Consider the following 15,032-nt stretch of genomic DNA (forward strand, 5'->3'; position numbering starts at 1 on the left):
CGCATATGCTAATCCAATTGCAAAAAAAGCATAGTGGATCACAAAAAAATATTTGGTCACATATTAACCCTTTTTTCCCCCTGTTCCAAACGTTGCTGTTTGCTGGTCAAACAAGGCTGCCGGGGCGCAAGTCGCCAGTGGCAAGGGGCGCTCCGGCAGGCGGTTTGGCAGATAGAGATGCTTTGCTGCGTCATTTTCTAGCGGATGCGATAGTCAGCTGGCCTCTATCGCCATTTTGCAGGGGGCGATTTATGATGACTCACCTTTTCGTCAAGGATGACCTATGAAGTGGCTCTCCCTCTCTCTGTTGTTTGGATTATGGGCGCCAATGGCCTTTGCCAAGGCGCTTTGCCCCGAGCCCATTCAGGTCGGTTACGATAACTGGCCCCCCTACCATTACTATGAGCCCGACTCACCGCAACAGGTGCGCGGTTATGCCGTCGAGGTGCTGACGGCCGTGCTCACCGCCATGCACTGCAAGGTCAACTATGTGGAGCTGCCCTGGAAGCGGGTACTGCACGAGATGGAGTTCGGCGAGATAGACATGGCGATGGAGGCGAACATCAACGATGAGCGCGCCCGTTATGCCTGGTTTTCCGACTCCTACAACCCGGGACGCACCTTGCTGTGGGTCAGCAAGGGCAGCCACTACCCCGAGCAGGATCTGGCGAGCTGGCTGGCCAAGGGTTACTCCCTCGGCGTTACCAAAGAGTACTTTTATGGGGATGAGGTGATGTCGCTGCTCGGCCGTTATGCCAAACAGGTGAGCGCGGTGAGCGACAAGCAGAATTACGAGAAGCTGGCCCGAGGGCGCATCGACGGTTTCCTCGGCGACATGCTGGCGACGCCCAGCGCCCTTAACAAGGAGGGGCTGAGTAGTCAGTTTGTTGCTCATCCCATGGTGGTGTATGAATCGCCGAGCTTTTTCATGTTTAGCAAGCGCAGTTTTTCGCCGCAGTTCTTGCAACAATTCAATCAGGCGTTGGCGCGGTTCAAGGAGACGGATGCCTATGACATTATCTGGCAACGTTATGGCCCCGGGCGCTAGCAAAGTATTGGCCGTTCACGCATCATGAGCGGCCTGAGCATCGGGTCTGCCGGTCAGGCCTGACTGAGTGAACAAACCGTTTTGAGGTATTCATGGGGATGAAGTATTGGCTGGCCCTTGCCAATCTGGTGTGGCTGGGATGTTTGCCCGCCGGCGCGGTACATGCGACCGAAGCACAAGTAGTGGTGGCGGCCAGTGAAACCGGGCATGACTGGTATCAGGTCCGTCAGGCCGAACAGGCCCGTGTCGAGCTGGAGCAGCAGTTGCAAGAGGCTGTGCTGGCTCAGCTGCACCCCGATTTTTTCACCTTGTGGAAGCGCCTGCAGGCCGCCCCTGCCGCCAAGCGTGGCGCCATCTATGATGACATTTTTGCCAAGCTGAGCCGTTTCCAGCATGCCTGGCGGGGGATGGATCTGGTCTCTCGCGAGCAGATGAAGACCCTCAAGCTCGATTTGAATCGCCCTGTGGTGACCAGGCCCGGCAGTGATGACCTGCTCACCCAGGTGAAATCCCTGCGCCCCCAGGTGGCGGAATACGAGGCGGTGCGAGCCAAAGTGCACAAACTGCTGGCGATGCCGATGGCCAGCAAGTGGCCGACCCTCGATATGCCGACCCTGCGGGCCGGAGAGAGCTCCGCCGAACTTGGCCAGATCCGCGCCATGCTCAACGAGCTGGGCGACAGAGCCCCTAGCCATGGTGATCTGATTTACGATGGCGATACCGAGCAGGCCATCAAACAGTTCCAGCGTCGTCATGGCCTCACCGCTGACGGCATCATAGGCCGTCAGACCCGCTCCTGGCTCAATACCGGCCCGCAAGTGCGCGCCAGCCTGCTGCTGCGCAACCTGTGGCGTCGTGATCTGGTGGATCAGCTCGCCGCTGGCCGCTACGTGCTGGTCAATATTCCCGACTACCGCCTGAGCGTGGTGGAGTCCGGCAACGAGGTGTTCACCAGCCGGGTCATCGTCGGCAAGGAGCAGCGGGCTACCCCCATTCTGGCCAGCGAAATTCGCTCCATCGTGCTCAACCCCTCCTGGCATGTGCCGCGCTCCATCCTGAGCAAGGACATTCTGCCCAAGCTCGGCCGTGATCCTGCCTATCTCAGTCGCGAGCAGTTCGAGGTGATCGACAGCGAGGGCAACCCGGTGCAGTTCACCGAAGAGGGGTGGCATCAGGCGCTGGCTGCCGGTTTCCCCTATCGCCTGCGGCAAAAGCCGGGTGATCACAATGCTCTGGGGCGCTACAAGTTCTATCTGCCCAACAATGACGCCATCTATCTGCACTCCACCCCGCGCAAGGCGCTGTTCGAGCAGGGGGCGCGCGCCTTCAGTTCGGGCTGCATCCGGGTCGAGCATGCGGACGATCTGGCCGAGCTGTTGCTGGCCGATTCCCGCTATCAGCCGGACAAGGTGGCCAATATCCTCAAGGAGAGCCAGACCAAATGGTTGCCGCTCACCACGCCCATTCCGGTCTTTACCGTCTACTGGAGCAGCTGGATCGACGAAAATGGTCGCCAGCAACTGCGTAACGACATCTACGGATTTGATCGGGTCAGCTTCCAGAGCCGCCTGCTGTGATCCCTGCCACAGAGTGAAAAGCCCGGCCTGTGCCGTAATGCCGATCAGTTAAGGATCCATTGACCGATCCTGCTGATGTGTAAAAATCCGAAACCTGTTGATTGGTTTCGGATTTTTTATGCGTATCGTACAGGCTCTCGACTTCCTCCACGCCAGCAATCCCGCTCAGTTTGAGTCACTCTCCGACCTCATTTCCCCCGAGCTCATCACAACTCTGCTCGCCGAAGAGGATGTCGTGACCCTGCGCCGTCGCCGCATGCCCATGGAGCGCCTGGTCTGGGCCATCATCGGCATGGCCATGTTCCGCCATGTCCCCATGACCCAGCTGGTCAATCAGCTCGATATCCTGTTGCCCGGTGACCGTCCCTTTGTTGCCCCCAGCGCCTTCCTGCAAGCCCGCCAAAAGCTCGGGGACAAGAGCATCGAGCGGTTGTTTCACGAGACAGCCTCGCTCTGGCACCAGCAGGCCAATCACCCCGGCTGGGCCGGGCTGCAACTGCTCGCCGTCGATGGCGTGATGTGGCGCACGCCCGATACCCTGGACAATACCGCCGCGTTTGCCAAGCCCGGCACCCAGCATGGCGAGACAGCCTATCCGCAGGTACGCATGCTCTGCCAGATGGAGCTGACCAGTCACCTGCTTGTTCAGGCTGTCATGGAGAGCTGCGCCGTCAACGAGATGGTGCTGGCCGAACAGCTTGTCGCGCGCACGCCGGACCACTCGCTGACCCTGTTCGACAAGGGGTTTTACTCCCTCGGTCTGCTACATGCCTGGCAAACTGCGGGTAGCGAGCGGCACTGGCTGCTGCCGCTCAAAAAGGGCACGCAATACGAGGTGGTACGCAAGCTGGGGCGCCAGGATGTGCTGGTGCGCCTGACGACCAGTCCACAGGCACGCAAGAAGTGGCCACAACTGCCGGATACGGTGGAAGCCCGCTTGCTGACTCGCAACATCAACGGCAAGGAGCGCCAAGTGTTAACCTCGATGGTCGACCCGATGCGCTTCCCGGGGACTGACATCGCTGAACTCTACAGCCATCGCTGGGAAATCGAGTTGGGCTATCGGGAGATGAAGCACAGCCTGCAACAACATCGACTGACCCTGCGTAGCAAGAAGGCGACGGGGATACGGCAAGAGCTGTGGGGCGTGTTGCTGGCGTACAACCTGCTGCGCAGCCAGATGGTGAAGATGGCGGCGAGCCTGAAGGGGTACACGGCGAGTCAGCTGAGTTTTCACATGGCGTCGGTGTATCTCATCCATGAACTGAGCTGCATGCCGTACCTGTCACCGGGTACTATCCCGAAGCGGGTGGCTGAGCTGGAGAAACAGGCGGGGCAGTTTGTATTGCCGGAACGAAGGGAGCGAAGTTACCCCCGCTGCGTGAAGCCAAGGCCCCAGAGGTATAGTGTGAAAAAAGCCAATAAAAACAATACCAGTCAGGCTTAACTGACTGGCATTACGGCCTGTGCCGGGCTTTTCTATGGGCGATTGCGGTTTGACAGGGCCCCCCGCCGGAGGGTAGTTTCAAGCGCCTGTATGACATTCACTCAGTGAGCTTATTCACCTATTTTCGCTTGAATCTGCGATGGACGAACCCCTTATGCTGGAACAAGAGATAAGTCGACGTCGCCTGTTGCTGGGAGCCGGTTGCCTGCTGGGCAGCTCGCTGATCTCCTTCCCTGCACTGGCAAGCCGCAGTACCACCGGGCGTGAACTCAGTTTCTTCAATCTCAATACCGGCGAGCGGGTGCGCGCCAGCTATTGGGAGAACGGCCACTATCTGAGCGACGGATTGGCCGAGCTCAACCACATCTTCCGCGATTACCGGCGCAATGAAGTGTTCAACATCGACAAGAAGCTGTTTGATCAGCTGTTCCTGTTGCAGCACAAGCTGGGTCGGCGCAGCGAAATTCAGCTGATATCCGGTTATCGCGCACCGGCGACCAATCGCCAAAAGCGCCACAAGAGCCGCGGCGTGGCCAAGCACAGCTACCACACTCTGGGGCAGGCGGTGGATGTGCGGATCCCCGGCGTACAGCTGGCCCATCTGCGCAAGGCGGCCCTCAATCTCAAGGTGGGTGGCGTCGGCTACTATCCCCGTGACAACTTCGTTCACCTCGATACTGGCCCGGTTCGCAGCTGGTAAAGGGGTTGGCAAGCTGCCAAGCTCTTCCCACCAGTGAGGAGATAGCGATGAAAAAGATTGTGATTGGCGGCCTGATCGCCCTGTTGTTGACCGGTTGCAGCAAGCTCAACCGTGAAAATTACGACCAGTTGAAGATGGGGATGAGTTACGCCGAGGCCAGCACCATTCTGGGCAAGGCGGAGCGTTGTGATGATGCCTTGGGCACTACCAGCTGCCTCTGGGGCGGGGAAGGGAAGAACATCAAGATCCGCTTTATCGCCGACAAGGCGACCTTTTTCAGCTCGGAAGGGATTAACTGAGTCGCAGACCGTCCATGAAAAAAGCGCCGCTCGGGCGCTTTTTTGTTGCTCGCAATCCAACCCGTCTCGCCAGAAGCTGGCGTACTCAGTGGGTCGCGTACTGGTAGTTGAAGGTGGGCAATCCCCACTTGAAGCGTACCGCCAGCAGCCGCAGGACAAAGCCGATGCCGATGGCGCCGAAAGCCGCCCAGTCGTTAGGCAGGCCCTGATCCAGTGCCAGACAGTAGAGCGCGGCAGTGATCAGCGAAATGGCGGCATAGAGCTCGCGGCGAAACACCAGCGGAATGCGCTGGCAGAGCAGATCCCGCAGGACGCCGCCGAAGGCCCCCGTCACCACTGCCATGATGCAGGCAATACCGGCACCGTGGCCCATATCCAGCGCACGGGCCGCGCCGAAGATGGAGAAGACCACCAGCCCCAGCGCATCGAGCGCCATGAACAGCTTGCCGAGATAGCGCATCAGGGGGGCGGAAACCACCCCCGCCATCGCAGCGGCGGCAACCAGCAGCACATATTCCGGATGCTCAATCCAGAGCAGCGGATAGTGGCCCAGCAACACATCGCGAATGGTACCGCCACCGATGGCCGTCGCCGAGGCGATGATCACCACCCCAAACAGATCCATCCGTCGCCGACCCGCGGCCAGCGCGCCGGTCATCCCTTCGGCCACCAGGCCCACCAAGAAGAGTGCATGTAACATGAGATATCCCAGGGAACGAGAAAGGCCCGCATCCTACCAACTCGTGTCATATGGGACAAGCGTTCGAATACATGCATTAATTTAATTCATGCTAAATGCGAAAAAGGCACCGTTTCGGGTGCCTTTTTCTAATCAATGATCAAGGATTAGCGGCCTAACTGCTGCTGCCGGTAGTGATCGACCCACATGGCGGTGGCGCCACAGATGGCGACCGGCATCACAAAGAGGTTTACCACCGGAATGGCGGAGAAGAGGGTGACCAGGGCGCCGAAGCTCAGGCACTTGCCACGGCGCTGCTTCAAGGCATCGCGCATGGTGATGAAGCTTATCTTGTTATTGTCGAACGGATAGTCGATGTACTGGATCGCCATCATCCAGGCGCTGAACAGGAACCAGAGCACCGGCGCCAGGGTCTGGCCCACCACCGGGATCAGGAACAGGATCAGGCAGCCGATGGCCTTGGGCAGGTAATACTTCAGCTTGGTCCATTCGCGGCCGAAGGTGCGCGGCACATCCTTGACGATATCCAGCATGCCGCTGTCATTGGCGGGTTGGCCGGTGAGGATCTGCTCCACTTTCTCCGCCAGCAGACCGTTGAAGGGGGCGGCTACCCAGTTGGCGACCGAGCTGAAGATAAAGGAGAAGACCACCAGGATGGTGATGAGGGCGATGGGCCACAGCAGATAATCCAGCCAGTCGAGCCAGGCGGGGATCTGCTGATGGAGCCATGCGAACAGGCCGTCGAGCTGCAGCAGCAGGGCATAGAAGGCCCCGGCGAACAGCACGAAGTTGACCAGCAGGGGGATCAGCACAAAGGTGCGGATGCCCGGTTGGCGAATAAGGGAAAACCCGCGCAGGAAGTAGTCTGCACCGCTGATTGAATCTTTGACCATATGGGGTGATTGGCTCATGTGAGCTCCATCTATGCATGGGAGAACTGCCAGCATATTACAAACAAGCCTTTGATTTGGTAAAGTCGCCGACTATTCCTTATTTCGTGCCGTGGCGACTGAAAATCGGGCATGGATGGGGATGATGCCTGCATATTACAAACAAAGCCGGGTCTGGATTTGGTAAAGTCACCTGCCCGCCTCCTCTTTTATTTAGCCACTGATACAGGTCGCCATGCGTCTGAAACTGATCAAACTCGCCGGCTTCAAGTCGTTCGTCGAGCCGACCCGCATAGAACTGTCGGCAGACATGACCGCCGTGGTGGGCCCCAATGGCTGTGGCAAATCCAACGTCATCGACGCGGTGCGCTGGGTGCTGGGGGAGAGCTCCGCCCGCCATCTGCGCGGCGAAAACATGACCGATGTCATCTTCAACGGATCCATCAACCGCAGTGCGCACGGGCGCGCCTCGGTCGAGCTGGTGTTCGACAATCCCCACAACCGGGTGCCCGGCGAGTTCGGCCGCTTTACCGAGATCTCGGTGCGTCGCGAAGTGCTGCGTGACGGTTCCAACCACTATCAGATCAATGGCCAGAAGTGCCGCCGCAAGGATGTCACCGACCTCTTCCTCGGCACCGGTCTGGGCCCCCGCAGCTACGCCATCATCGAGCAGGGCACTGTCAGCCGACTGGTGGAGTCGCGCCCGGCCGATCTCAAACTCTTTATGGAAGAGGCCGCCGGGGTCTCCCGCTACAAGGAGCGGCGCCGCGAGACCGAGCAGCGCATTCGCCATACCCAGGAGAACCTGGAGCGCCTCGGCGATATTCGCGGCGAGCTGGGCTCGCGCCTCGACCACCTCAAAGCCCAGGCCGAGACCGCCGAGCGTTACAAACAGCTAAAGAGTCGTTCGCGCGCCGCTCGCGCCGAGCTGATTGGCTCCGAGTTGTGGGCGCTGGAGACGCGCCTTGGCGAGGCCAAAACCGATCTGGCGCAGGCCGAGCAGGCGCTGGCGGCGCTCGATGCCAAACGCACCGCCGATGAGGGGCGCCACGTCACCCTGTCGGTCGCCAGACAAGAGGCGCAAGCCGAACAGGCGAGCCGTCAGCAACAGATTTTTCTCGGTGGCCAGGCCATCGCCCGCCTCGAACAGCAACAGCTGCACCAGAGTGAACTGGGGCGTGACTGGCAGGCCCGCGCACAGGCGCTCGGTGAGCGGATTGCTACCCGCAAGGCGCAGCTTGCCAGCCAGCAGGATCAGCTGACCGAAGGGGTATTGCGCGCCGAGCAGGAGAGCGCACGGCTGGAGCAGTGTGAGCAGTTGCTCACCGAGCAGCAGGAGGCCCGCCAGCAGGCCAGCGAGGGGCTGGAGCAGGCCCGCTTGCGCCAGCAACAGTGGCAACAACAATTGGCCGGGCTGCAGGGGCAGCTCAACCAGACCCGCACCCGCTTGGGTGGCTTGCAGGAGCTGCAAGCCAAGACCCGGCTGGCCCGTCTCAAACTGGAAGATGAGCGCGCGGGCCCCCTCGGCGCAGAGGCTGACGATCTGCAACCGGCCCTCGATGATTTGAGTGGCCAGCTGGAGCTGACGCGGGCCGCCACCGGCGAGCTGACCGAGCAGCTGGCGCAAGCGGTCGAGGCCCATGAACAACTCAAGCAGCAGCATGGCCAGCAGCTGAGCCTGCAACGGGAGCTGGAGGCGCGGCTGGCGACCCTGGATCAGATCCTCGGGGAGCAGATGGAAGGGGCGACCCTGGCCGATCGGCTGCAGGTTGCCCCCGAGTGGGCAACGGCGCTCGATAAAGTGCTCGGCCGCTGGCTCACCGCGACCCCGGCAGACGAGTGCAATCTGGCGCAAGAGGGACTCTGGATCGGCCCGGCGCAACCGGCGATTGCCGGTACGCTGGCGGCGCAACTGGGCGGCGAACACATTCCCGCCTTCCTCAATGCCATCTGGCTGGTGGAGAGCCGGGAGGCGGCATTGGCCCGCCAGCCAAGCCTTGCGGCCGGTGAGTCGGTACTGACTCCTGCTGGCGACTGGCTGGGGCCAAACTGGGCAGATCTGGGGCGGGGCGCGGCGCTCGGCACCATGGCGCTGCTGGGTGAGCGTGAGCGGTTGTATACCGAACAGGAGAAGGTTGCCGCGGGGCTGGCACAGCTGAACGAGCAACTTGTTGCAGCCGATGCCCGGCGCGCCCAGCTTGCCAGCGCACAGGAGTTGTCGCAGCGAACCTTGCGCGAGCAGGAGCAGAAATGGCAACAACTGCGCGAAGCCTGGAGCCTGCAACAGGGTCAGCGGCAGGAGCGGTTGCAGCGGCTCGGTCAGCTCGGTGAAGAGCTGATCCGGCTCGATCAGGAGCAGGCCGAAGAGGCTGAGCGGCTGGCCAGCGCCCGTGAGCAACTGGAACTCGATGAGGCGCGCCTTGCCGAGTTGCAGGAGCAGGGTGAGCCGCTGACACAAGCGCTGCAGGTCGCTCAGGATCGGCTGACCCGCTGTGAGCGGGCTGTCGAGGAGGCGCGTGTGCGCCGCGAGCAGCAGCAAGCAGCCTGCCAGCGTTTGCAACTGGAGCTGGGCAATCTGCGCCAACTCATTACCCTGGGTGAAGAGGAGCTGGCGAGACTCGGGCTGGAGCTGGCCGGGCTGAAAGGGCCGGATAGCGAGGTGGTGCCGGATCTGGCACCCCTGCTGGCCGAGCAGCGCAATCTGGAGGCGCAGCAACTCGCCTGCCATCAACGATTGACCGAGCTGGAGCGCCAATTGAGCGAGCTGGATCAGGCCAGAAGTGCCGATCACAAGCAGCTGGTCGTATTGCAGGAGAAGCTGGCAACCCTGCGCCTTGAGCGCGAACGCAACCTCACCCGTCGACAGGGGTTGCACGAACAGTTCGAGGAGCTGGGGGTGAGGCTGGTGGATCTCGATCAGGCGGTGCTGATCGCCGCAGATCGCAGCAAGCTGCGGCAGGAGATCCAGACTCTGGAAGCGCAAGTGGAGGCGCTCGGCGCCATCAACCTGGCGGCGCTGGAGGAGTATGAAGAGGCGAAAACCCGGTCAACCTATCTCGAAAATCAGTGTCAGGATCTCGAGCAAGCACTGGAAACCTTGAGCCAAGCCATTAAAAGAATTGATAAAGAGACACAAATACGGTTCCGGGACACTTTCGATAAGGTCAACGAAGATTTAAAATCCCTGTTTCCAAAAGTGTTCGGTGGGGGCAGTGCCTGGCTTGAGTTGACCTCCGATGATCTTTTGGAGGCCGGAGTGAGCATCATGGCGAGACCTCCGGGTAAGAAGAATGCTACCATTGCCCTGCTTTCCGGGGGGGAGAAGGCGTTAACCGCGCTTGCGCTGGTTTTTGCCATCTTCAGACTCAACCCAGCACCTTTTTGTCTGCTGGATGAGGTGGATGCACCGCTCGATGAAGTGAACGTCGGTCGCTTCTGTTCTCTTGTCAAAGAGATGTCGAGCACAGTACAGTTCGTTTACATCAGTCATAATAAGGTCTCCATGGAGATGGCTGAGCAGCTGGTTGGCGTCACGATGCAAGAGCCCGGGGTTTCTCGCATTGTGTCGGTCGATATCGGTGAAGCCGTCGCTTTGGCTGAGCAAAACTAGAAAGAGAAGCAGCTAATGCAGGAATTGCGTTACATCTTGGTTGCCCTGGGCGGTATTGCTATTGCGGCATTGCTCATTCACGGGTTGTGGAGCAACAGAAAAAATCGTCAGGCACCGATCAAAGAGAAACCGATTGGACGGATGGACTCCAAGTCGCGGGATCGTGATAATGACGCCTTCGACAGCGATGGCATCGGCCAGGTGCGCGTGGTCAGTGGTGGCCGTCGTGCCGAGCCCAAGCTGCGTAGCGAAGAGAGCCGCCAGCCGGAACTCGCTCGTCGCCCCGCCGTACCCGCCTTTGATGATGAAGATGACGAGGACGATCTGCCGCCGCCCGTAGTGCGCAAGCCTGCTGCCCGCCCGGTTCCGCCGCCTCCTGTCTATGAAGAAGAGGAAGCGTTCGACGAACCGCAGCCCGAGGAGATCGACGAGGCACCTGCCGCACCGGTGCGCAAGCCTGCACAGGTCAATCGTCGTACCCCGGTCTACCGTTCCCGTGCCCAGCGCGAGCCGATGATGCAGTCGCTGGACGACGAGCCGCTGGTCGAGCCCGCCTACGCGACCGCCCCGACCTTCGGTGCCCGTGCCGAGACAGTCCGTACCGCTGACACCGTTCGTGCCGAGCCGGTGCGCGCTCCCGAGCCGGAATATCAGCCGCAGCCCCGTCATGTGGCCCCCGAGCCTGTTTATGAAGAGCCGGTCTATGTGGCACCTGCTCCGGTGGTTGAAGAGCCGCGCATGGCGCCCCAACCGGTCGAGAAGATCTGGCAGGATGTCTATGTCATCAACCTGATGGGCCGTCCGGGTCACGACTTGCAAGGTGCAACCCTGCTCTCGTCCCTGATGGCGCTGGGCTTCAAGTTTGGCGAGATGGATATTTTCCACCGTCACGAAGATCCCAATGGCAAGGGTGAAGTGCTCTTCTCCATGATCAACATGGTCAAGCCGGGCACCTTCAACCCGTACCGGATGGAGCAGTTCACCACGCCGGGTGTCTCCCTGTTCATGCAGTTGCCGCTGCGCAGCAATGCCGCGTTTGCCTTCGAGGACATGCTGCAGGCTGCCGATCAGTTGGCCAGCGATCTCGATGCGATGCTGACAGATATGGATCGCAGCCCGCTGAGCGACGAGACCATTGCCCGTTACCGTCACGAGCTGGCTGCCTACGAGGCCAGTCGCGACTAATACGCCATGCGGGTCGAGTGAATAAAAAGTGCGGTACCCTGGTACCGCATTTTTGTTTCTACCCCGGCCGGATGTTCAATCACACTTCGAGACTTTTTCATGAGCGACACCCTCTCCCGCCACCGTCAATTGTGTGAACTGCTTACCGAATATGGTCATCAGTACTATGTGCTGGATAACCCCACAGTGCCGGATGCCGAATACGATCGCCTGATGCGCGAGCTGATTGCGCTGGAAGCCGAGCACCCCGAGCTGAAAACGCCGGCGTCCCCCAGCGTGCGGGTCGGCGGCCAGCCGCTGACGGCGTTCAGTCAGGTGCGCCACGAGATCCCCATGCTCAGTCTGGATAACGTCTTTAGCAGCGAAGAGCTGCAGGCGTTCGAACAACGGATGAGCGATCGCCTCAAGCGTGAGGTGCGTTTCACCTTCTGCTGCGAGCCCAAGCTCGATGGTCTGGCGGTGAGCCTGCTCTATGTGGATGGCCAGCTGGTGCAGGCAGCCACCAGGGGCGATGGCGCCACCGGTGAGGAGATCACCGAGAACGTGCGCACCATCAAGGCCATTCCGCTCGCTCTGCGTGGTACCGGCTGGCCTTCCCGGCTGGAAGTGCGTGGCGAAGTATTTATGCCCAAAGCGGGTTTTGAGGCGATGAACGCCAGGGCGCTGGCCGCGGGCGAGAAGGTGTTCGTCAACCCGCGTAACGCCGCTGCAGGCAGCCTGCGTCAGCTAGATTCACGCATCACCGCCAGCCGTCCCCTGAGCTTTTATGCCTATGGCGTGGGAGTGGGCGGCGAGCAACTGGGCGACTCCCACTTTGGTCGTCTTCATCAGCTCAAGGAGTGGGGTCTGCCACTCAGTCCCGAAGTGAAGCTCAAAGAGGGGGCTGCCGGTTGTCAGGCGTTCCACGACGACATTCTGGCCCGTCGTGGCGAGCTCCCTTACGAGATCGATGGCGTGGTCTACAAGGTCGATGCCATCCCCCTGCAAGAGGAGCTGGGTTTTGTGGCCCGCGCGCCGCGCTGGGCGACCGCTCACAAGTTCCCGGCGCAGGAGGAGATGACGGAGCTTGAGAACGTCGAGTTTCAGGTCGGCCGCACCGGCGCCGTGACCCCGGTAGCCAAGCTCAAACCGGTGTTTGTCGGCGGCGTCACCGTCTCCAACGCCACTTTGCACAATGCCGACGAGATTGAGCGCCTTGGTGTGATGATCGGCGATACCGTGATCGTGCGCCGGGCCGGTGATGTGATCCCGCAGATCGTTGCCGTGGTGGAGGCGCAGCGCCCAAGCGACGCCCGTGCGATCCTCTTCCCGACTGAGTGTCCGGTCTGTGGCTCTGCGGTGGAGCGGCTGGAAGGGGAAGCGGTTGCCCGCTGCTCCGGTGGCCTGTTCTGCGAGGCGCAGCGCAAGGAGGCGATCAAGCACTTCGCTGCCCGTCGCGCCATGGATGTGGATGGCCTTGGCGACAAGATTGTCGAACAACTGGTGGACAAGGGACTGGTGAAGACCCCCGCCGATCTGTTCAGCCTCAACGCCATCCAGCTGGCCGGTCTTGAGCGGATGGGGCAAAAATCGGCCCTCAATCTGGTGGCTGCCATCGATGCGGCCCGCAGCACCACCCTGCCGCGCTTCCTGTTTGCCTTGGGGATCCGCGAAGTCGGGGAGGCAACCGCATTGAACCTCGCCAACCACTTCCTCACCCTGGATGCCCTGCGCGCCGCCTCGGTGGAGCAACTGCTGACAGTCGCCGATGTGGGCGAGGTGGTGGCCAAGCATGTTTACTACTTCCTGCGTCAGCCGCACAACGTGGAGGTGCTGGAAGCCCTGCTGGCCGCCGGTATCCACTGGCCAGCCATCGAGAAGAAGGAAGCAAGCGATCAGCCCTTTGCCGGCAAGACCTTCGTGCTGACTGGTACGCTGACCACCTTGTCGCGCAACGATGCCAAGGCGGCGCTGCAGGCGTTGGGAGCCAAGGTGGCAGGGTCGGTATCTGCCAAGACCGATGTGCTGGTCGCGGGGGAAGCGGCGGGTTCCAAGCTGACCAAGGCGCAGGAGCTCGGCATCACCATCTGGACCGAAGAGGAACTGCAACAGGCGTTGCAGGGCTGAGTAGCCCTCGTGAGGCCTGCTAAGCGCAGCACCCGATAAAAGAGAACCCGGCATGGCCGGGTTCTCTTTTTGTTGTAGGGCAGTCACTCACTCACGCCAGAGGATTTTGTGACGCCATTTGTCGGGCACGGTGAGCTGCCAGCGGGCCAGCTCGCTCTTGCTGAAGACATACTCGCCGCGCAGGGCCGCGCGCGGGGAGAGGGTACGGGGCAGGGTGCCCGCCAGTATGGTGTTGATCAGGGAAGCGGCTTGCAGCCCCTGATCGTGGCCGTCCAGCACCAGCCCGCCGATGGCCATACCCTTGCCGACGGTAAACTCCCAAAAGCAGAAAACGGGTACCGGACTGTTGGCACTGGTCCACTCCAGCACCGTCTGTTCGCTCACATGCTTGCCCTGCTCGTCGATGAGCGTGTGGTAGAGGCCGAGGAAGATCGCCTGATAGCCACTCTTCCTGGCGTTGAGCACCGCCTCCTGCCACAGGCCGTAGTCACCAAGCAACTGGCTGTTGACCCGGGTCTTGCCGACCCGCAGTTCGGTCTGGGTTTTGAATTCATCCTCGATGGCGGTGAGCGCCACGTTGCTGGAATCAAACAGTACCAGCGCTTTGTCGAGCCTCCCCATCAGCTGGCTCATTTCGCTGATGTTGCGTTTGAGCAGTGGCCGCTCCAGCACGCCGGTGATCTTGGGGTGGCCGACAAAGCCCTTGAGGCGGGGGTTCTCGTTCATGCCGAGAAACACCACCGGGGTGCCCAGCGAAGCGATCTCGTTGGCCAGATAGTTGATGGCATTGTCATCGCCCAGCACCACCAGATCCGGTTTGCTCTTGAGATAGAAGGCGATGGCCTGCTGGGCAATGTCGTCAAACTCCTCCCGCGGGTGACGCTTGGTATCCATATAGAAGTGGGAGATCTTATGTTCCCCCTGCAAACCATTGAGCAGCCCTTCGTTGTAGCTTTGGTCCCACAGGTATTCGGGATGGTAGCTGCTGATCACCAGAATGTGGGCGGCCCGGAGCGGCAGGGCGAGGGTGGCAAGCAGTAGCAACAGCAGGGAGGTGCGCATGGGTTATCCCTTGTCGAGCGGAAGAGTGTACTTACTCAGTATGGGTGGTTTTGGTTGACGCTGTCATCTCGAAACCGGTGTGGTGGGGGGCGATTTTTTTTCGGTTGGGCGGATCGGACGCCAGCCCGCACCACGCTTGAGATTGGATTTGATTGGGGCTTTTTGTGGTTGGTCGTGAACTGTCCCGCTCGCTGAAAAACCTGTTCTGGATCAAGAAATGAGGCTGCGCTTTGGTGCCTAATAGACACCACATATAGGGATGCATTCGTTTTTAATCCCTATATGTTGTGTTATTAAGCTGTGTATAAGCTGTTCCCTTCCTATCTTCAGCCCAGGCTTGTCAAGCCTCGGCTGAATTTATTTGCGTCCAGGACGAGATGCCGGGAGGGGGGCCCAACAAGGGTGAGC

General features: G+C 60.5%; 11 protein-coding genes. 8 read left to right on the top strand and 3 right to left on the bottom strand.

Going from position 1 to position 15,032, the window contains the following annotated elements; translation table 11 throughout:
• The first annotated feature begins 283 nt into the window (after positions 1-283).
• From I6G90_RS00110 to I6G90_RS00130, 5 genes are all read left to right on the top strand, one after another.
• The gene (locus tag I6G90_RS00110) at positions 284-1,048 is read left to right on the top strand and encodes a substrate-binding periplasmic protein (protein ID WP_197929134.1); all 765 of its coding nucleotides are present in this window, start codon (positions 284-286) and stop codon (positions 1,046-1,048) included.
• 92 nt (positions 1,049-1,140) lie between these two features.
• Positions 1,141-2,625 carry a L,D-transpeptidase family protein gene (locus I6G90_RS00115; RefSeq protein WP_197929135.1) on the top strand — a complete coding sequence of 495 codons (1,485 nt, stop codon included), beginning with the start codon at positions 1,141-1,143 and terminating at the stop codon, positions 2,623-2,625.
• A 118-nt stretch (positions 2,626-2,743) separates the two neighbouring features.
• A complete protein-coding gene (locus tag I6G90_RS00120; protein WP_197928315.1) occupies positions 2,744-4,072 on the top strand; it encodes an IS4 family transposase in 1,329 nt (442 codons plus the stop codon).
• 154 nt (positions 4,073-4,226) lie between these two features.
• Positions 4,227-4,772 (top strand): DUF882 domain-containing protein, encoded by a 546-nt coding sequence (locus I6G90_RS00125; protein WP_033136140.1) that lies wholly within the window; start codon positions 4,227-4,229, stop codon positions 4,770-4,772.
• A gap of 47 nt (positions 4,773-4,819) precedes the next feature.
• Positions 4,820-5,071, top strand: a complete 252-nt coding sequence (locus I6G90_RS00130) for a lipoprotein (RefSeq protein WP_005338457.1) — start codon at positions 4,820-4,822, stop codon at positions 5,069-5,071.
• A gap of 85 nt (positions 5,072-5,156) precedes the next feature.
• On the opposite strand, the gene I6G90_RS00135 is transcribed toward I6G90_RS00130, so the two are convergent.
• A complete protein-coding gene (locus I6G90_RS00135; RefSeq protein ID WP_042058557.1) occupies positions 5,157-5,771 on the bottom strand; it encodes a trimeric intracellular cation channel family protein in 615 nt (204 codons plus the stop codon).
• A gap of 146 nt (positions 5,772-5,917) precedes the next feature.
• Complete coding sequence (gene cysZ, locus I6G90_RS00140; protein ID WP_197929136.1) at positions 5,918-6,682, bottom strand: sulfate transporter CysZ; 765 nt, start codon at positions 6,680-6,682, stop codon at positions 5,918-5,920.
• Between the two features lie 214 nt (positions 6,683-6,896).
• Between cysZ and I6G90_RS00145 the strand changes: the two genes are divergently transcribed.
• The 3 genes from I6G90_RS00145 to ligA all read left to right on the top strand — a co-directional run bounded on the left by I6G90_RS00145 (position 6,897) and on the right by ligA (position 13,562).
• Complete coding sequence (locus tag I6G90_RS00145) at positions 6,897-10,271, top strand: AAA family ATPase (RefSeq protein ID WP_197929137.1); 3,375 nt, start codon at positions 6,897-6,899, stop codon at positions 10,269-10,271.
• 15 nt (positions 10,272-10,286) lie between these two features.
• Entirely contained in the window at positions 10,287-11,456 is a 1,170-nt protein-coding gene (zipA, locus tag I6G90_RS00150) for a cell division protein ZipA (RefSeq protein ID WP_075114165.1), read from the top strand.
• Positions 11,457-11,555: 99 nt separating this feature from the next.
• Entirely contained in the window at positions 11,556-13,562 is a 2,007-nt protein-coding gene (gene ligA / locus I6G90_RS00155) for an NAD-dependent DNA ligase LigA (protein ID WP_197929138.1), read from the top strand.
• A gap of 87 nt (positions 13,563-13,649) precedes the next feature.
• Here the strand turns inward: ligA and I6G90_RS00160 are convergent, their stop codons facing one another.
• On the bottom strand, positions 13,650-14,624 hold the full coding sequence (locus I6G90_RS00160) for an ABC transporter substrate-binding protein (protein WP_111809206.1): 975 nt from the start codon (positions 14,622-14,624) through the stop codon (positions 13,650-13,652).
• Between the last annotated feature and the right edge of the window lie 408 nt (positions 14,625-15,032).

The organism is Aeromonas allosaccharophila, from assembly GCF_016026615.1.
Classification (GTDB): Bacteria; Pseudomonadota; Gammaproteobacteria; order Enterobacterales; family Aeromonadaceae; genus Aeromonas; species Aeromonas allosaccharophila.

Coding starts and splice junctions, on each gene's coding strand:
- I6G90_RS00110 (WP_197929134.1), top strand. CDS start 284: ATGAAGTGGCTCTCCCTCTCTCTGTTGTTTGGATTATGGGCGCCAATG.
- I6G90_RS00115 (WP_197929135.1), top strand. CDS start 1,141: ATGGGGATGAAGTATTGGCTGGCCCTTGCCAATCTGGTGTGGCTGGGA.
- I6G90_RS00120 (WP_197928315.1), top strand. CDS start 2,744: ATGCGTATCGTACAGGCTCTCGACTTCCTCCACGCCAGCAATCCCGCT.
- I6G90_RS00125 (WP_033136140.1), top strand. CDS start 4,227: ATGCTGGAACAAGAGATAAGTCGACGTCGCCTGTTGCTGGGAGCCGGT.
- I6G90_RS00130 (WP_005338457.1), top strand. CDS start 4,820: ATGAAAAAGATTGTGATTGGCGGCCTGATCGCCCTGTTGTTGACCGGT.
- I6G90_RS00135 (WP_042058557.1), bottom strand. CDS start 5,771: ATGTTACATGCACTCTTCTTGGTGGGCCTGGTGGCCGAAGGGATGACC.
- cysZ (WP_197929136.1), bottom strand. CDS start 6,682: ATGAGCCAATCACCCCATATGGTCAAAGATTCAATCAGCGGTGCAGAC.
- I6G90_RS00145 (WP_197929137.1), top strand. CDS start 6,897: ATGCGTCTGAAACTGATCAAACTCGCCGGCTTCAAGTCGTTCGTCGAG.
- zipA (WP_075114165.1), top strand. CDS start 10,287: ATGCAGGAATTGCGTTACATCTTGGTTGCCCTGGGCGGTATTGCTATT.
- ligA (WP_197929138.1), top strand. CDS start 11,556: ATGAGCGACACCCTCTCCCGCCACCGTCAATTGTGTGAACTGCTTACC.
- I6G90_RS00160 (WP_111809206.1), bottom strand. CDS start 14,624: ATGCGCACCTCCCTGCTGTTGCTACTGCTTGCCACCCTCGCCCTGCCG.